Annotated in this window: 20 protein-coding genes; 11 read left to right on the top strand and 9 right to left on the bottom strand. The window is 46.8% G+C overall.

Annotated elements, in window-relative coordinates; genetic code table 11:
* The first annotated feature begins 124 nt into the window (after nt 1-124).
* The 4 genes from P253_RS00850 to P253_RS00835 all read left to right on the top strand — a co-directional run bounded on the left by P253_RS00850 (nt 125) and on the right by P253_RS00835 (nt 2,406).
* A complete protein-coding gene (locus tag P253_RS00850; RefSeq protein ID WP_016659901.1) occupies nt 125-427 on the top strand; it encodes a hypothetical protein in 303 nt (100 codons plus the stop codon).
* 74 nt (nt 428-501) lie between these two features.
* Nucleotides 502-1,116, top strand: coding sequence for a DedA family protein (locus P253_RS00845; protein WP_005176142.1), 615 nt, complete (start codon nt 502-504; stop codon nt 1,114-1,116).
* Nucleotides 1,117-1,155: 39 nt separating this feature from the next.
* Nucleotides 1,156-1,563 carry an ABZJ_00895 family protein gene (locus P253_RS00840; RefSeq protein WP_005176141.1) on the top strand — a complete coding sequence of 136 codons (408 nt, stop codon included), beginning with the start codon at nt 1,156-1,158 and terminating at the stop codon, nt 1,561-1,563.
* A gap of 282 nt (nt 1,564-1,845) precedes the next feature.
* On the top strand, nt 1,846-2,406 hold the full coding sequence (locus P253_RS00835; RefSeq protein WP_016659900.1) for a glycine zipper domain-containing protein: 561 nt from the start codon (nt 1,846-1,848) through the stop codon (nt 2,404-2,406).
* A gap of 60 nt (nt 2,407-2,466) precedes the next feature.
* Here P253_RS00835 and P253_RS00830 read toward each other — a convergent pair whose 3' ends face one another.
* Nucleotides 2,467-2,991, bottom strand: a complete 525-nt coding sequence (locus P253_RS00830; RefSeq protein WP_005176137.1) for a YecA/YgfB family protein — start codon at nt 2,989-2,991, stop codon at nt 2,467-2,469.
* A 69-nt stretch (nt 2,992-3,060) separates the two neighbouring features.
* Entirely contained in the window at nt 3,061-3,267 is a 207-nt protein-coding gene (locus P253_RS00825; protein ID WP_005176134.1) for a PA3496 family putative envelope integrity protein, read from the bottom strand.
* A gap of 374 nt (nt 3,268-3,641) precedes the next feature.
* Between P253_RS00825 and rpoD the strand changes: the two genes are divergently transcribed.
* The 6 genes from rpoD to P253_RS00795 all read left to right on the top strand — a co-directional run bounded on the left by rpoD (nt 3,642) and on the right by P253_RS00795 (nt 10,183).
* Entirely contained in the window at nt 3,642-5,528 is a 1,887-nt protein-coding gene (gene rpoD, locus P253_RS00820; protein ID WP_016659899.1) for an RNA polymerase sigma factor RpoD, read from the top strand.
* 99 nt (nt 5,529-5,627) lie between these two features.
* Nucleotides 5,628-5,915 carry a YbeD family protein gene (locus P253_RS00815; protein ID WP_005176130.1) on the top strand — a complete coding sequence of 96 codons (288 nt, stop codon included), beginning with the start codon at nt 5,628-5,630 and terminating at the stop codon, nt 5,913-5,915.
* A gap of 139 nt (nt 5,916-6,054) precedes the next feature.
* Nucleotides 6,055-6,714, top strand: a complete 660-nt coding sequence (gene lipB, locus P253_RS00810; RefSeq protein WP_005176127.1) for a lipoyl(octanoyl) transferase LipB — start codon at nt 6,055-6,057, stop codon at nt 6,712-6,714.
* Between the two features lie 81 nt (nt 6,715-6,795).
* Complete coding sequence (locus P253_RS00805; protein ID WP_005176124.1) at nt 6,796-7,329, top strand: hypothetical protein; 534 nt, start codon at nt 6,796-6,798, stop codon at nt 7,327-7,329.
* A gap of 1 nt (nt 7,330) precedes the next feature.
* Nucleotides 7,331-8,515, top strand: a complete 1,185-nt coding sequence (locus P253_RS00800) for an iron-containing alcohol dehydrogenase (RefSeq protein WP_016659898.1) — start codon at nt 7,331-7,333, stop codon at nt 8,513-8,515.
* A gap of 270 nt (nt 8,516-8,785) precedes the next feature.
* Entirely contained in the window at nt 8,786-10,183 is a 1,398-nt protein-coding gene (locus P253_RS00795; protein WP_005176119.1) for an APC family permease, read from the top strand.
* Nucleotides 10,184-10,340: 157 nt separating this feature from the next.
* Here P253_RS00795 and P253_RS00790 read toward each other — a convergent pair whose 3' ends face one another.
* The 7 genes from P253_RS00790 to rplU all read right to left on the bottom strand — a co-directional run bounded on the left by P253_RS00790 (nt 10,341) and on the right by rplU (nt 16,859).
* Nucleotides 10,341-10,820, bottom strand: coding sequence for a tRNA (cytidine(34)-2'-O)-methyltransferase (locus P253_RS00790; protein ID WP_005176117.1), 480 nt, complete (start codon nt 10,818-10,820; stop codon nt 10,341-10,343).
* Nucleotides 10,821-11,059: 239 nt separating this feature from the next.
* Nucleotides 11,060-12,442: a siroheme synthase CysG gene (gene cysG / locus P253_RS00785; protein ID WP_016659897.1), complete on the bottom strand. Its 1,383-nt coding sequence runs from the start codon at nt 12,440-12,442 to the stop codon at nt 11,060-11,062.
* Nucleotides 12,443-12,523: 81 nt separating this feature from the next.
* Entirely contained in the window at nt 12,524-13,795 is a 1,272-nt protein-coding gene (gene serS, locus P253_RS00780; protein WP_016659896.1) for a serine--tRNA ligase, read from the bottom strand.
* A gap of 119 nt (nt 13,796-13,914) precedes the next feature.
* Nucleotides 13,915-14,784: an RsiV family protein gene (locus tag P253_RS00775; RefSeq protein WP_016659895.1), complete on the bottom strand. Its 870-nt coding sequence runs from the start codon at nt 14,782-14,784 to the stop codon at nt 13,915-13,917.
* Between the two features lie 581 nt (nt 14,785-15,365).
* Nucleotides 15,366-16,058 (bottom strand): outer membrane lipoprotein periplasmic chaperone LolA, encoded by a 693-nt coding sequence (gene lolA, locus P253_RS00770; protein WP_016659894.1) that lies wholly within the window; start codon nt 16,056-16,058, stop codon nt 15,366-15,368.
* Between the two features lie 218 nt (nt 16,059-16,276).
* Complete coding sequence (gene rpmA, locus P253_RS00765; protein WP_005176106.1) at nt 16,277-16,528, bottom strand: 50S ribosomal protein L27; 252 nt, start codon at nt 16,526-16,528, stop codon at nt 16,277-16,279.
* Nucleotides 16,529-16,547: 19 nt separating this feature from the next.
* Nucleotides 16,548-16,859: a 50S ribosomal protein L21 gene (gene rplU / locus P253_RS00760; protein ID WP_005176105.1), complete on the bottom strand. Its 312-nt coding sequence runs from the start codon at nt 16,857-16,859 to the stop codon at nt 16,548-16,550.
* Between the two features lie 445 nt (nt 16,860-17,304).
* On the opposite strand from rplU, the gene sdsA reads away from it, so the two are divergent.
* Nucleotides 17,305-18,282 carry an All-trans-nonaprenyl-diphosphate synthase gene (gene sdsA, locus P253_RS00755; RefSeq protein WP_005176094.1) on the top strand — a complete coding sequence of 326 codons (978 nt, stop codon included), beginning with the start codon at nt 17,305-17,307 and terminating at the stop codon, nt 18,280-18,282.
* Nucleotides 18,283-18,298: the final 16 nt, after the last annotated feature.

Here is an 18,298-nt window from a genome sequence, read left to right as displayed (position 1 = left end):
ATACCAAAGCACCCTCTGGTACTAACAGAAGCCAGTCATGCTTAGGCTAAACTCCAAATCACAACAAAAACAATGCAGTTTTATTTTGACGTACAGATTCTCACCCATAGACAAGGATTGACTTATGCAAAGAACGATAACAACACGCTATAAACACCAATTCCGTACTGCCTTACTGCAACGAGCGCATCAGCAGCAAGATCTGCAATTGCACCACCTGAAACAGCAGCTTGAACAGCGTTCACACTTGTTTATTGTGGGGTTTGGCACCGTGCTCGGCGCGATTCTGGCAATGTTTATTGCCTATCACCTTTCCAATATCTGGAGTGGTTATCTGATTGTCGCTGTCTTGCCGCTGCTGGTGGCGTATGGGCTTCGAAAAGTCTATGTGCATACCTTGTCGCATACCACTGAGGAAGATTTTTAGTTACGTTTCAGCTCTTTACTGAAAAACCAATCCTCTTTAGCATGAAGGTCTAATTTTTAGGCCTTCTTGACTTTATGAACCTGACCGAATGGATTATTTCCATTATGGAACAGCTGGGCTACTTCGGTATTGCCCTGCTTATGTTTCTGGACAACGTATTCCCCCCTATTCCTTCCGAAATTATTATGCCTTCTGCTGGTTATTCGGCCTCACAAGGTGAATTACTGTTTGTTGGTGTCGTGGTTGCCGGCTGTTTCGGTTCGCTACTGGCCGCGGCCTTGCTGTACTGGGTCGGCTATAAATTCGAACATGATGCGATTTTCCGCTTTGTCGACCGCTACGGAAAATACCTGTTCCTAAAATCGGCCGATGTCAAAAAATCACTGGACTGGTTCGAGCAGTATGGGCATCGCATTGTCTTTGCCGGACGCATGATTCCGGCGGTACGCTCTTTAATTAGTATTCCCGCCGGCATGAGCCGGATGCCCTTCTGGAAATTCATGTTCTACAGCAGCCTCGGCACCATCATCTGGACCACTTTTCTGGCTGCTGTCGGGTTTTATTTTGGCGAAAATCAGGCGCTGATGCAGAAAATTTTTAGCCAGGTCGGCTATGTCATTATTGCAATTGTGATTGCGATTATCGGCTGGATTCTATACCGTAGGTATATGCGTAAACGCGCTTCGTGATGTGCATTGGCCGAGCTACAGGCCAAACTTGGGGATTCAATGAAACACTATTTGCTGCATTTGGCTGCGGTCTACAGCATTGCGCTGGTCCTGCTGACCATGGTTCTGGTTTATGGTTTAAATCTTGGGGTATTAACCCTTTTTCCAACACTGGTGGTGGTCGCGCTGATCAATGCCAAACATTTTGTAAAACGTGAAAAACGCCTACCGACCTCAGATGAAAGAATTCAGCTGATTTGGGGCAGCAGTACCGTGGCCATCATTATTGGCAGCCTGTTTATCTTTTTTATGGTGCTGATGAACCCCTATGCGGAGCAGATTATTCAATCGGCTGAGAAAATGGGACTGGCCCTCATGGCAGTGTTGATGCTATGTATGGTCGCCATCCATGGTGCAGTATTTTATGCCGCCTATGTCTGGTATGCCGCTTATTGCGCCAAACAGTAGTTAGCAATTTCAAACACTAATCAAATATGCTTTAGAAATTCTGTTGTGCAGATGGGTGGCTTCCGGACAGCGCATCTGCACGGAAAATTTAACTGTATGTAAGTAAGCCCTGCTTTTCGTCACCAGAAACCGACATAAGTTATTTATCTTAACGTGAAAGGTGCAATTCTCCTGCCCGCGCCGGGTGCTGTTTGATCTAAGTTAAAACTCAAGAGATCCGCTTGATCTTAATTTTTTGATTCATTTTACTTAGATCATCATCAGACCCAAGAGGATGCAGACATGACGAATCCAGAAATAGAAACCCAGCGCCAGCAGGAACAAAAACGCGAACAGGTCAAACAGCTGCCAAAACAGCAGCAGCAACAGCTGAATGCCAACCCGAAAACCGGTGAAACCGGCACCCATCCGGTGGGCACCGGTGTCGGTGCGGTCGGCGGTGCAGCCACAGGTGCCGCAGTCGGAGCCACCACCGGCCCGATTGGCGCAGTGGTCGGAGGCACCATTGGTGCCGTGGTGGGTGGTCTGGTTGGTAAAACCGCTGCAGAAGCCGAAAACCCGACCGAAGGTGATGAAGATATTTACTGGCGTGAACACAGCCAGAGCCAGCCTTACTATACCAGCCTGCAAAACACACATCCGGACTTAAGCTATGAGCGCGATTATCAGGCCGCCTATCGGGTCGGTTATGCCCAGCGCTCACGCTATGAACCGGGTACACGCTTTGAAGATGTAGAACCCGATTTACGCAGCGAATGGGAGTCCACCAAGGGCGATACCCGTTTGGCCTGGGAAGATGCCAAACATGCGGTGCGTGATGCCTGGAACCGTATGACCCGCTAATGTGATCCGGCTATAAAAAAACACCTCCGAGGAGGTGTTTTTTTATTTATTCGGTTTGCATCAGTTTGGAGTGTGATACATCAAATACAGTTCATTAAGGTTGTCCGGAATTTCTTCCGCCAGCTCATCCATTAACTGACCATTACGACGGAAGCTTTCCATTTGCGGGTCTTCTTCATCAATGCCGCTAAACACCATGATTGGTAAAGTCAGATCTACCAGCTGTTCTTCAAATTCTGGCGTGAACCAGGCTTCTTCATTCAGGAACATGGCATCCACAAAGCCCACACTCCAGTCGCCCAAACTTGATTCTACATCTGCTTCTTCAATTTCGAATGGAAATTCAATACCTTCTTCATTGGCCAGGTTTTGACGAATGGATTCGAGCCAGGTTTTCACCTGCGCTACGATTTCTGCCGGCACTTTTTTCTGGTTGCCTTCAAACAGTTCATCCAGCCATTGGTCAAATTGCGGGCCGACTGCAATGGCACACAAAAAACCATGAGTGGCAGCAAAATCTAGACCGTATTCGTTCTGGTCACCATCTAGATATTCACTCAACAGGTCTAAATCTAAAGCACTCATCTTAAATCCAAAAATCGTCTATACAAGGTATAGCATAGCATTTTCCGAAGACTTTACTGAACCCAAATTTCAGTCATCTTCGTCGTCAAAATCATCTTCGTCGAAGTCATAATCAAAATCCTTGAGATCACGCTCCAGTCGACGCTGTGCCAGCAGATCATCAATCAGGCGACGTTTTTCTAACGATTCTTTCGCACTGATTTTACCTGCCGCTTCATCGAAGCTGACATCATCATCACCGTAGTTATCATCTAGTTCAAAATCTGTTGAAGACACTAAAACTACCTCAGAATGAAAAAATGTGAATGGGTTTAGCCGCTATTTATCTGCCTTTGAAAAAGTTGTCAAGTTTTATTTATATATTTTGTTTTTCCCGACTATTTTTGGCTTGTATTTCGCGCTAAAATTTGTGTATTTATGAAGACCTTATCTGAATAAGTATAGTTTAAAGCATATGACAAGAATATTTCGCGGACAAAACGGATGCCAGACTTGAAAACCGGGCAAGATGCCCCATATTCCTATTCAGTTTTGCTTTCAAACATTTTTATAAAATCATGCTTGATTGATCAAATCAGAAACTTTTACAGCAAATTGTGCTATCATGCACGGTTTTTCACTGCCACAGATTCAACGAAGAGTAAGCAAAGATGAGCGATATGACTTCCCCTACTTCGCAAGTAGCGGCTCTGATTAGCCGAGGCAAAGAGCAAGGTTACCTAACTTATGCCGAGGTTAACGATCATCTCCCAGACTCAATCACGGAAAGCGAACAGATTGAAGACATCATCCAGATGCTTCAGGACGTGGGCATTCCTGTGCATGAACGTGCACCTGAATCTGATGATGCGATGTTCGAAGACACCACAGAAGCTGCAGATGAAGTCGCTGAAGAAGAAGCAGCGGCAGTACTGGCTTCTGTAGAAAATGAGCCTGGCCGTACCACGGACCCTGTGCGTATGTATATGCGTGAAATGGGGACCGTTGAGCTGTTAACGCGAGAAGGCGAAATTAGTATCGCGAAACGTATTGAAGAAGGCATCCGTGATGTGCTGCATTCAATTGCGTACTGGCCAAATGCCGTTGAAGTGGTTCTACAAGAATACAAAGATTATGAAAATGGCGAACGCCGCCTGGCCGATCTGCTTTCAGGTTACTTAGATCCTGAAACCGATGAAGAAATTCCGGAAGTGCTGGAAGATGAAGCCGTGCTCGACGATGAAGAAGAATCGAGCAGCAAGAGCACCAAAGATGTCAAACTTGATGACGACGATGAAGAAGAAGAGTCAGAATCGGATGATGATTCTGAAGCGGATTCTGGTCCGGACCCTGAAATTGCCAAAGTACGTTTTGCCGAGCTGACTGAAGCCTGGAATAACACCAAAAACGTCATTGCAAAGCATGGCCGTAACAGCAAAGAAGCGGAAGCTGCGTTACAGGCTCTGGCCAGCGTGTTCATGATGTTCAAATTTGCGCCGCGCCTGTTTGATATTATTTCAGAAATGATTCGTGGCACGCATGACCAGATTCGTGCAGCAGAACGTGAAGTAATGCGTTATGCAGTACGTCGTGGCCGTATGGACCGTACCCAGTTCCGTACGACTTTCCCGGGTCAGGAATCTAATCCGGCATGGTTAGACGAACAGATTGCCAAAGCTCCTGCAGAGATGAAAGGCTACCTGGAAAAAGTGCGTCCTGACGTACTGGCCTTCCAGCAAAAAATTGCCGACATCGAAAAAGAGTTGGGTCTGAATGTTAAAGACATTAAAGACATTGCCAAACGTATGGCGGTGGGTGAAGCCAAAGCACGTCGCGCCAAGAAAGAAATGGTCGAAGCCAACTTGCGTCTGGTGATCTCGATTGCCAAGAAATACACCAACCGCGGCTTGCAGTTCCTGGATCTGATTCAGGAAGGTAACATCGGTCTGATGAAAGCGGTAGACAAGTTTGAATACCGTCGTGGTTACAAGTTCTCGACTTATGCGACTTGGTGGATTCGTCAGGCGATCACACGTTCGATTGCCGATCAGGCACGTACCATCCGTATTCCGGTACACATGATTGAAACCATTAACAAGATTAACCGTGTTTCTCGTCAGTTGCTGCAGGAAATGGGCCGCGAACCGACACCGGAAGAACTCGGTGAACGTCTGGAAATGGACGAAGTGAAGGTACGTAAAGTCCTAAAAATTGCCAAAGAACCGATTTCCATGGAAACGCCAATTGGTGATGATGAAGATTCGCATTTGGGTGACTTTATTGAAGACAGCAACATCACCTCTCCAGTCGATGCAGCGACTTCAGAAGGCTTAAAAGAAGCAACACGCGAAGTGCTGGAAAACCTGACTGAACGTGAAGCCAAAGTCCTGAAAATGCGTTTTGGTATTGATATGCCAACCGATCATACTCTGGAAGAAGTCGGTAAGCAGTTTGATGTGACCCGTGAACGGATCCGTCAGATTGAAGCCAAAGCCTTACGTAAATTACGTCACCCTTCCCGCTCTGAACACCTGCGTTCATTCCTGGAAAACGACTAAGTCAGCAGCGGCTTGAATTGGGATCAATCCATCCCCATTTAAGTAGCAATGCCAAAACGCCTGCGCCTTGCAGGCGTTTTTCAATCTTTTGAGGTAATTATGATTGACCGCACTCCCTCTCGTGAATTACAAGAGCATCTTTGGGTTTTTCCGATGGATTACCCGATTAAACTGATTGGTCTGGCCGGTGCAGAGCTGCGTCAAGCGGTGAACGATATTTTCGTGAAACACTTCCCGGACTTTGATGGCGACAAAATGACCGTGACCCCGTCGCGTACCGGTAAATACCACTCGATTACCGCACAGCTGCGTTTCGAGGAGCTGGAACAGGTGCATGCGGTCTATGCCGATTTAGCTGCCTGCCCGCTGATTAAAACCGCGCTTTAAGTTTCAAAAAAACACGCTTCATGCGTGTTTTTTTATGGCGTGCCGTGCAAGCGCAGTAATTTAAAGCAGGCACACTCCTATTCCTATTCTGAATCATTATAATTCACATCAGCAGATTTCATTTTTAAGGACGCAGCCTGTGACCGATGCGCTTCAAAAACCGACCCTCATTATCCGTCAGTATTCGCAATTAACACCGTATCAAGACCGCTTTTTAGAGATGAAGCAGTTGACTGAACAGCGTGATGCCAATACCCCCGATGAGCTCTGGATTTTGCAGCATCATGAAGTGCTGACCCAAGGTCAGGCCGGCAAGGCAGAACATATTTTGATTCCCAGCCATATTCCGGTGGTACAAACCGACCGTGGTGGACAGGTGACCTGGCATGGTCCGGGCCAGCTGGTGGCGTATTTCCTGTTTGACCTGAACCGTTTGGGCTGGAATGTCCGCACGCTGGTATCGTATGCCGAAAACCTGATGATTGCGCTGCTCAAAAAATATGGTATTGAAGCTTATGCCAAAGCAGATGCGCCGGGTGTCTATGTCGCGGAGCGTAAAATTGGCTCATTGGGCTTTAAAATCCGCAAAGGCCGTAGTTACCATGGACTAGCGCTGAATATTGACTGTGATTTGAGTGGTTTTCAAACCATTAACCCCTGTGGGTATGCTGGTCTGGAAATGGTGCGCATTCAGGATTTAGTCCCAGACTACCCATCGTTTGAAACTTTATGCCGAGATATCATTGAAACTTTAGAGCACAGTGGTTACTTTAGTGAGGTTCAAACCATTCAAGCCTAAATGACTTTACTTTTGAATAAGAAATAAATTAGAGTATTTACTCTAAATTCAATAATAGATGTTAACAAAGGGACTCAGCGAGTGATTTCAAGCAAAACCGTGAAGCCCGCTTTGCAACAGGCCTATGTCAAACTCATGATGGATGTGATTGGCAGAGGTCTGGTGATGGCAAGCCAGGTCGATCAAGAAATAAAACAGGAAGTTGCAAAGTTTCCCGCAAATTTTATCCTGTCCATGAAAGTGTTTCCCAATGGACCTGCGTTCATTGCCCGGGTGACTGAAGATCATCAGCTCGAACTGCTGCCTGAACTGGATGGCAAACCCGATCTGGTCATTACCTTCAAGCATCTAACCCATGCCTTTTTGGTGTTCTCGTTTCAGGAAAGTACGGCACAGGCCTTTGCCCATGACCGCATGATTGCCGATGGCGACCTGTCTTATGCCATTCGTCTGGTGCGTTGCCTGAACAAAATGGAAGCCCTGATTTTGCCTAAACTGCTGGCAGAGCTGGCCGTCAAACAATACCCATCCGAACTTAGCTTAAAAGAAAAACTCAGCGGAGCTGCCCATATTTACCTGAAAGTGGCTCAGTCCTATTTCCAACGGAGTGCATAACATGGCGAAGCCTTATTACGAATTTTTTTGTCCAGTCAAAGTCATTGCCGGCAATGCCGCACTGGAACACATTCCGTTTGAATTGGTGACTTTAGGCGCGAAACGCCCGCTGATCATTACTGACAAAGGCGTCCGTGGTAACAACCTGCTGGCCCCGGTTGAAGCGGCTTTTGAATCAACCGATGCTGAAATTGGCTATATTTTTGATGATGTGCCACAGGATTCAAGTCTGGACACGGTACGTAAAGCCGCGCAGCTGTATCGTGACCACAACTGTGATGCCATTATTGCAGTGGGCGGTGGTTCGGTAATTGATACCTCCAAAGCCACCAATATTCTGGTGACGGAAGGCGGCGATGACCTGCTCAAATATTCCGGCGCGCACAACCTGCCAAAACCATTAAAGCCCTTCTTCGTGATTCCGACCACATCAGGCACCGGTTCAGAAGTCACCATGGTCGCTGTGGTGTCAGATACTGAAAAGAATGTCAAAATGCCATTCGCTTCTTATTACCTGATGCCACATGCCGCGATTCTGGACCCGCGCATGACCCAGACCCTGCCACCGCATTTAACGGCAATGACAGCTATGGATGCCATGACCCATGCGGTTGAAGCTTATAGCTGCATGGGCTCGAATCCGATTTCGGATGCCTATGCCACCGCCGCGATCAAGAAAATCAGCAATAACCTGTTTAAAGTGCTGGATAATCCAAGCGATGCCTATGGCCGTCTGGAACTGGCGCAAGCTTCGACCATGGCTGGTATTGCCTTCTCCAATTCGATGGTGGGTCTAGTGCACTCTCTCGGACATGCCTTAGGTGCAGTGGCGCATCTGCCGCATGGACTGTGCATGAACCTGTTCTTGCCGTATGTGCTGGAATACAACAAAGATGTCAATGGCGACAAAATTGCCGAACTACTGCTGCCATTGGCCGGCCCGGATATTTATGCCCAGACTCCGGCGCATCTGCGTGCCGATAAAGCCATTGCTACCCTGCTGACCATGCGCGACCGTCTGTATGCTATGACCAAATTGCCACGCACCTTGAGTGAAACCGGCAAGGTTACAGAAGCGCAGCTGGATGAAGTGGCAGAAAAAGCCCTGAACGATGGCTCGATCATTTACAACCCGAAAGAAGCTAGTCTGGAAGATTTGAAATCTATCTTAAAAAAGGCTTGGTAATTTCCAGCAAATAGGCGAATATAGCCAAAATTTCTAGAAGCCTGATGTTTTTTTAAGCATCAGGCTTTTACTATACCCAAGAAAAAGTTCTTGTTTATTCAGATGATTGGCATATTTTCTGCTAAAAATTTCTGAAAAAGTTACTGACAAAAGCAACCATTTTGGAGTAGATTGGCGGACTTTTGTTTTATTGATAGGGGGGATCGTTCGTCTCAAACGATCCTTAGGAACATGACTGATCCTTGATCAACGATTAAGAGGATAACGCCGTTGACAAATATCTCTGGGACTCAATCGGCAGCTAAACTGCAAAAAACGCTAGGGCTCTGGCACATCATTATTATTGGTTTAGCATATATTCAGCCAATGACCTTATTTGACACTTTCGGTTTAGTATCGGAAGAAAGTCATTTTCATGTACCCACATCGTATATTTTTGCCTTGGTTGCAATCTTGCTGACCTCGTTAAGCTACGGTCACATGATTCGCCGCTACCCATCTTCGGGTTCTGCCTATACTTATGCGCAGAAATCAATTCACCCTAATGTCGGCTTTATGGTGGGCTGGTCGTCCTGGCTCGACTACCTGCTGTCGCCAATGGTGAATATTATTCTGGCCGTGATTTATCTGGAAGCGCTGTTCCCGGATGTCAATCATTGGGTCTGGGTCATTGTGCTGACCGCGTTTATGACCGGCATCAACCTGCGCGGTGCGCGTTTTGTCGCCAACTTCAACAGCCTGATTGTATTTATCCAGCTCCTGGTCATCGCGATCTTTACCTGGATGGTATTTACCAAACTACAGGCCGGTTTTAATGCCGATGGCCCGATTAGTGCTGAACAGCGTTATCAGCTCTGGAGCCTTGAACCGTTCTGGAATGAGCTGACCTCAGTCGGTGCGCTGATTACTGGTGCTACCTTACTATGCTTCTCCTTCACCGGTTTTGACTCCTTAAGCTCGCTGGCAGAAGAAACCAAAGATACCGAAAAGACCCTGCCAAAAGCGATTTTCCTGACTGCGTTAATTGCCGGGATCATCTTTATTGTCAGCACCTACTTCATGCAGATTTACTTCCCGAATGAACCGGGCAGCTACTTCAAGAATATTGCTGAAACTCAGCCAGAAATTCTGATGCTGGTGGGTGGTTCACTGTTCCAGTCCTATGTACTGACCTTCGCAATTGTAACGGTGATGGCTTCGGGTATTTCTGCACATGCCGGTGTATCCCGTTTGATGTACGTGATGGGCCGTGATGGCGTGATCAACAAGAAAATCTTTGGTCATATCAGCCCACGTAACTTCACACCGTCTTATAACATTCTGATTGTGGGTGCGGTGGCCTTAACTGCAGGCTTTATGGATCTGGATTTCGTGATTTCCCTGATCAGCTTTGGTGCCCTGACTGCATTCAGTTTCGTCAATCTGTCAGTCATTTCACGCTATGCGCTGCGTGATGGACGTACCCGCAACGTTAAAGATATTCTGAACTTTGTGGTGGTGCCGCTTTGTGGTTTTATTGCGGTGTTTGCACTGTGGCTTGAGGTTGATGAAACATCATTGAAATATGGTTTATGGTGGGCAATGGCCGGTATTTTATACCTGGGTTATAAAACCAAAGGCTTTAAACACCCTGCGCCACAACACAATGAATTTGACGATAAACTCTAAGTTTAAGTCATTTAAAAAGGTGCTTCGGCACCTTTTTTTGTTTTTCTACGTTTCAGGTCAGGTTTTGACGGCTTGATCCTGCTCACTGAAAAATAATTCATCATAAAAAAACCAAGATCAGTGATCTTGGTTTTTTTATTCATCTTGATGGTCTGCCCTAGCTTAAAGGCTGAAAACCCTGCTGACGCCAGGCTTCATAAACAATAACTGCTGTGGCATTTGACAGGTTCAGACTGCGGGAGTTTTCTGCCATCGGCAAGCGAATCCAGTGCTCTTGTGGGAACATCAAACGCACATGCTCAGGCAAACCGCGGGTTTCTGGTCCCATCAACAAGGCCACAGGACGGTTTAAATCCGAAGTATGCGGGGTTTCTGTACCCTTGGTGGTTAATGGATACACCGCATCCACGCCTATGCCTTTGCTGGCCAAATTGGCCAGACAGTCTTCAATTGAATCCCACAGTTGCATCCGTGCCCATTCGTGGTAATCCAGACCGGCACGTTTCAGCTTTTTATCATCCAGCTCAAAACCCAGGGGCTTGACCAGATGTAACTGAGCACCAGTATTGGCACAAAGCCGGATAATATTACCGGTATTGGCAGGAATTTCAGGCTCATATAACACAACGTGGATCACTTTTTACTCACTATCTGGTTGATTTAAGCAATTAAACTTTCTTGATGGGACAAGGATGCTGTCAGGGTTAAAGCGCTACGCAGTATTGCCCTTTTGCATCTCCGGCAACCATGATTCATCATAGCCGCCACTTGACAGGCGTAGCCTTCGTCTTGCGCTCGGGCAACGCAGTGCGTTGCTTTATCCTCTTTACTCAGGCATAGCCTTCGTCTTGCGCTCGGGCAACACGTTGTGTTGCTTTATCCTCGCTCATGCCATTGCAGTTGTTCGCGCAGCTTCACCACTTCACCAATAATGGTCAGAGTGGGTGCCTGAATTTGATGTTCAGTAACTTTAGATGCAATATCTGCCAAAGTCCCGACCACCACTTTCTGCTCCGGTGTGGTGCCTTTAGACACCAAGGCCACTGGCATATCCGGACGCTGGCCATGGGCAATCAGTTTCTGACAAATTTTTTCCAGTCCCACCAGTCCCATATACAGCACCAGAGTCTGGTTTTCATAGACCAGCTCGCTCCACGGCAGTTCCGGTGAACCTTCTTTTAAATGCCCGGTCAGGAAACGTACACTTTGTGCATAATTGCGATGGGTTAAAGGAATGCCGGCATAAGCTGAACAGCCCGATGCTGCGGTAATGCCCGGCACCACCTGAAAAGCCACACCTGCAGCAAACAGTTCTTCAATTTCTTCACCGCCACGACCAAAAATAAACGGATCACCGCCTTTTAAACGACAAACACGTTTACCTTCCTGCGCATACTTGACCAGCAAGGCATTAATGCCCTCTTGTGGCACAGCATGGTTGGAACGTGCTTTCCCAACATAAATTTTTTCAGCATCACGGCGGCACAGCTCCATAATCGGATCAGACACCAGACGGTCGTAAATCACCACATCGGCCTGCTGCATCAAGCGTAGTGCTTTTAAGGTCAACAGTTCTGGATCACCCGGACCGGCACCGACCAGATACACTTCACCTTTTGGCGTGGTCCATTCCTGCAAAGCCTGTTCAATCAAACGATTGGCTTCTTGCAGATTGTCATTAAAGACCTGCTCTTTGAGCGGACTGGCATACAGGTTTTCCCAGAAAATCCGGCGTTCATCCGGATTCTGGATTTTGGCCTTAACCGCAGCACGCCATTGACCGGAAAAACTCACCAGTTTGCCCATGCCATGCGGAATACTGGTTTCCAATTGGGTGCGAATCTGGCGCGACAACACCGGCGATGCACCATTCGTGGCCACTGAAATCAGCAAAGGCGAACGGTCGACAATAGCCGGCACCATAAAGCGGCAATGTGGCGGATCATCCACACTATTGACCAGCACATTTTCAGCTTCACAGGCCTCAAACACCTGACGGTTGATTGCTGCATCATCAGTGGCGGCGATCACCAGACGATACTGGCGCAGCGGAATTTCAGTATTGAAGGCAGCAGCCTCATAGCGCCCCTGGCTCTGCTGGACCAGTTCCAGTAAAGCGGCATCAATGTCCGGCGCCACCACATCAATAATAGCGCCTGCTTTTTGCAGTAAACCGGCTTTACGGTAGGCAATATGGCCGCCACCGACAATCAGACAGCGTTGCTGTTGCAACTTTAACGAGATTGGAAAAATATCCACACACTACCTCAGTAATTTAGTTCAGATTGTCTTAAGCAAATTTTGTGCACAAATTGGTGCATCCTGTACATCGACCTGAATTTAGTCGATATATTCTGCACCACCCATGTACGGACGTAGCACTTCAGGCACTTCAATTGAGCCATCCGCGCGCTGATAGTTCTCCATCACGGCCAATAAGGTGCGTCCAACCGCCAGACCTGAACCATTCAAGGTATGTACAAATTCAGTTTTCTTCTGGTCGGCACGATAACGCGCTTTCATACGACGCGCCTGGAAATCACCCATGTTGGAACACGAAGAAATTTCACGATAGGTATTTTGACTTGGCACCCACACTTCCAGGTCATAGGTTTTGGTCGCACCAAAGCCCATATCACCACCACACAGGATGATTTTACGGTACGGCAAGCCCAGCGCCTGCAAAATGCCTTCTGCATGACCGGTCAACTCTTCCAGTGCCTGCATAGAATCTTCAGGTTTAACGATTTGCACCATTTCTACTTTATCAAACTGGTGCTGACGGATTAAACCACGCGTATCACGACCATAAGAACCAGCTTCACTGCGGAAACATGGGGTATGCGCAGCATATTTCAGCGGTAAACGGTCCGCATCAATAATTTCGTCACGGACAAAGTTGGTGACTGGCACTTCCGCGGTTGGAATTAAATAGAACTCTTTTTCACCTTGCAGCTTAAACAGGTCTTCTTCAAATTTTGGTAATTGACCGGTACCGCGTAAAGAATCGGCATTGACCAGGTACGGTACATAGGCTTCGGTATAGCCATTTTTCAGGGTATGCGTATCCAGCATAAACTGGGTTAAAGCACGTTGCAGACGCGCCAATGGCCCTTTTAAAACGCTAAAGCGAGAACCGGTCAGCTTGGTCGCGGTTTCAAATTCTAGACCACCCATCCATTCGCCTAAGTCGGTATGATCTTTGATTTCAAAATCAAATTCGCGCGGTGTACCCCAGGTCAGGATTTCCACGTTATCAGCTTCATCTTTACCTTCCGGCACAGATTCATGTGGCAGGTTAGGAATAGTCAGTGATTTGGTTTCAATTTCCGCCTGTAATTCATTTAAAGCCACTTCGGCTGCTTTAATTTCATCACCAATGGCTGACATACGTGCCATGATTTCTGAAGCATCACCACCGGCTTTTTTAATCTGACCGACCTGTTTGGCACCGGCATTACGTTCGGCCTGTAGAGCTTCCGTTTTGGACTGGATTTCTTTACGGCGAGCTTCCAATGATGCCCATTCTTCTACATTGAGTTGCACACCACGTTTTGCCAAGGCTAAATTTACAGCCTCAATATTATTTCTGAGTAATTTCGGGTCGATCATAGCCAATCTTTTGTAAAGAAAAAAACTGGCTATAGTGTAAGCGCTTCGGGTTAAAAAATACAGTAATCCGCTTCACGGCTGGGGCTTATTACAGCAATCTGGCGCAGTTTTTTCACAATTTACTGGGTCGGATACTTCGGCAAACTTGGCAGATATTCAGCTTTAATCAGTTTGTCCACCGCATAATACGGCAGCTCCAGTTCCGGCATGCCTTCTGCATAGGAAGCCAGCTCATACAATGGATAGACAAACACCAGCCCATTGGCGCCATAATAAAAATTGTCACTCAGTCGCAGTTTGTCACGCTGGATGTCGTGCTCATTCAGCCAGTTGTAATTATGGTTAAACAGTTCTTGTACCAGTTTGGCTTCACTATTCGGCAGCAGAATATCCTGCAAGGCCAGACGTTTCTTGCTGTTTAAATCAAAGGTCACAAATTCCTGATGATGCATACCATGCGCCGCCCCGGCCGGATAACTATAGCTTTGCATGCTAAAGGTAGCCAGACGGCCATGCTGGCCAATATAACGTACATAGGTAGAACTCAGGCTAAGACGGTTAGGCTCCTCTGTGCTATTGGCCTCTGATGCTGACGATGCTGACGATGCTGACGATGCTGACGATGCTGACGATGCTGACGATGCTGACGATGCTGACGATGCTGACGCAGTAGAAGCGGCATCTTCACTAAATGCAATCGGGTCAGCCTTTTTAATCCGCTGCATAAAATACGCATTGATCCACGGCACATTGGTATTGACCGTCTGAATATCGTATTCGGTACAGCCCTCTTCATCACAGCGCTGCTGCTGTTTCAATTCCACCGGCACCACTTTGGCCTGAATCACGGGAATGGCAGCTGCCTGAGTCTGACTTTGCTCGGCCTCCACCTGAGGTGCGGCATCCTGCTTCGGCTGACAGGCGCTTAACATTAATGCCGTGGTCAGTGCGATGGTCGTGGTGAGCAGATTTGATTTCAGATGTTGCATTGCATTTCCCCTATGTTCATGCTGCAATTTTCAGCAGTTTTCACCCCGCAAAGGCGTTGTATACGCTCAATTTAGCTATTTACCACTATATAAAACTCCTGCTGTTCGATCCTAGAGCAGTTCTGTAACCTGCAATAGAAAATGAAAAATCAACCAAAAACCATCCGCAGCGGTACATACCAAAATTTATAATATTCCATTAAAATTCATAATGATATTTTTAAAATAAAATCAAATCCTGACTGGACCCTAATCGTGCATCTGCGGCCCATTCAACGGGAAAAATAAATTATCCCAAGATTTATCCACAGAAATTGTGGATTCTTTCACAGAGCAAAAGCAGACAGACCAGCCGTGATTCTGGTTAACCCTTATTTTTGGTTAATTTTTAACCATTTTCAGGGAGGGCAATTTTTATTGCCATTTCATGCATGTCCGCATGACCTAACTCGCTCAATTGACTTTCCGTTCAATCCTGTCATTGGACGATTATTCACCTAAAAATAAAGGAGCCATTAAAATGGCTCCTCTATGTTTTTGCTTTCACAGATAAAATCTTTTTAAGAAATGATCAGCACCCCTTATTGATCAATAATATCCGTGCCTTTTGGCGGGGTGAAATTAAAGGTCGAGTTGGCAATGTTCGGGTTCACCTTCACATTGTTAAAACGCACATAGGTGGTTTGACCTAAAGAATCTTCCAGAATCATCAGGCTTGGTGCTTTGTTGGCACCGAAACTGATGGTCAGACTCTGGAAAGCACCGTCATCACTTTTTGGATACAGGGTGTAATAGGTTTTGCCTTTGTTTGGCTGGGTCACCCGGTATGACTGCATAATCTGGTTGGTATTGCCCGATAATAACAGTGCTGGCGTATTGGCAACCTGCTCATCCAGGTTTTGACGCACGGCCTGCTGCAAGTCCGGGTCATAAATCCAGACGGTTTTCCCTGAGGTCACAATGGTCTGTTTGGCCGGACTGGTGGTTTCCCAATAGAATTTACCCGGGCGCGCCACTTTCATTACGCCTTTAAATTCCTGATTCATATGCTGGGCAGTCAGGCCCTTGTTTTTAGGCGCTTTGCCACTGGTTTTGGTGGTCTGCTCGAAGTTGGCGGTCATACTTTTAATATGACTCAATTGTTTGACCAGATTGGCAGTGGCTTGCTGCTCCGATGCTGCCACAGGCGCAGCATACACAGTCGTACTCATCACTGGTGCCAGCGTTGCAGCACCCAATGCCATAGCACACATGGTTTGACGAAGCATTTTCATAGATTCACCTTTTATTGTTGCATATCGCAATGTATTCATGGATTCATCTTAAACCAAATAAAGTGCCTAAATTTAGAGGAAATAAGAAGTTTTGTATGTTTATTAATATCAAATGTTCTTTTTTATCCATCATCATGAAGATCAGGGTTGCTCTCTTTCCCGATGCGACATGCATAAAAAAACCCACAGAAGACTGTGGGTTTTTGTTCTATTGAATCTTATTCAACAGATACGTAGCGACGGCCAAATTGACCTTTCACTTCGAATTTTACTACGCCGTCAGCAGTAGCAAATAAAGTATGGTCACGGCCCATACCTACATTTGCACCAGCGTGGAATTCTGTACCACGTTGACGAACGATGATGTTACCTGCAGTTACAGTTTGACCACCGTAAACTTTAACACCTAACATCTTAGGATTCGAATCACGACCGTTCTTAGTAGAACCACCGGCTTTTTTAGATGCCATGTCTCATTACTCCTAGTGATTAGCCTGAAATACCAGTAATTTTCAACTCGGTGAACCATTGACGGTGACCTTGTTGCTTACGGTAGTGCTTACGACGACGCATTTTGATGATGCGGATTTTGTCGTGACGGCCATGGCCAACCACTTCTGCAGTTACTTTAGCGCCAGCTACAACTGGAGCACCGATTTGAATGCTATCACCGTTTACAAGCATTAATACGTCATCAAACGTAATGGTTGCGCCAGTTTCAGCTTTCAATAATTCAACTTTAAGGGTTTCACCCTCAACTACACGGTGCTGTTTACCACCGCTTTGGATTACTGCGTACATAATGTACTCCAAACATGCCCGTGTCGTCGTGCCGGTAAAGGGATATACCGATCTTAAAACGAACGCCACTGGGGTTATACAAGGGCAGAGATTTTAAGGGATAACGCTGCAAACAACAAGAGATTTAGCCAAAATATTGCATCAGCCGGCTGTTTATTTTATAAACATGCAACGAAAAGCAACAAAAATGGTCAAAACCCTACATTTTTCATTGATCTAATCAAATTGCTTGTTAGAATCGAAAACGCCAGCATGCTGATGCTATCACCGCTGCCTGTCACCGGGAGGCCATCAGCGCCAGCACGAACAGGAAAGCAGACCATTGCTTCGTACTTCATAACGACAACTACAATGGCCGCACCGCAGATTGCAGATTTCCTGTCCAGACGTTTTTCATTGTTACACTATATCGTTGTTACTTGACACAATTGAGGTTCTCCTTCACATGACCATCGACTTTAAGCAAGATATTCTCGCGCCTGTTGCTTCCGATTTTGCCGCGATGGATCAGTTTATTAATGAAGGCATTACCTCAAAAGTCGCACTGGTTATGGCGGTCAGCAAGCATGTGGTGGAAGCCGGCGGCAAACGTATGCGTCCGATTATGTGCTTACTGGCGGCCAAAGCCTGCGGCGCAGAAGATCTGGAACAGGCGCGCAGACTGGCGGCGATTATTGAAATGCTGCATACCGCAACCCTGGTGCATGATGATGTGGTCGATGAATCCGGCTTGCGTCGTGGTCGTCCAACCGCCAATGCCACCTGGAATAACCAGACCGCCGTATTGGTCGGTGACTTCCTGATTTCACGTGCCTTTGACCTGCTGGTCGATTTAAACAACATGACCTTGCTGAAAGATTTCTCGACCGGTACCTGTGAAATTGCCGAAGGTGAAGTACTACAGTTGCAATCACAGCATCAACCGGACACCACCGAACAGACGTATTTAGATATTATTCACGGCAAAACCTCGCGCCTGTTTGAACTGGCCACCGAAGGTGCCGCCATTTTAACCGGCAAGCCGGAATACCGTGAACCATTACGTGTCTTTGCCGGCCATTTTGGTAATGCCTTCCAGATCATTGACGATATTCTGGATTACACCTCAGATGCCGAAACCCTGGGTAAAAATATCGGCGATGACCTGATGGAAGGTAAACCGACCTTGCCTTTAATTGCCGCCCTGAAAAATACCAGTGGTGCGCAACATGAAATTATCCGCCGCAGTATTGCTACGGGCGGAACCTCCGACCTGGCGCAGGTTATCGAGATTGTACAGACCTCTGGTGCACTGGATTATTGCCAGCAGCGTGCCACGGAAGAAACCGAAGCCGCAATTGCGGCCTTAAATGCCTTGCCAGATACAATCTATCGTCAGGCCTTGGTCAATCTGGCCAAGCTGGCCCTGCACCGAATTCAATAAATAGCTTCATCCTTGC

This window comes from Acinetobacter indicus CIP 110367 (assembly GCF_000488255.1).
GTDB lineage: Bacteria > Pseudomonadota > Gammaproteobacteria > Pseudomonadales > Moraxellaceae > Acinetobacter > Acinetobacter indicus.
This window is presented reverse-complemented; position numbering and strand designations above follow the sequence as displayed.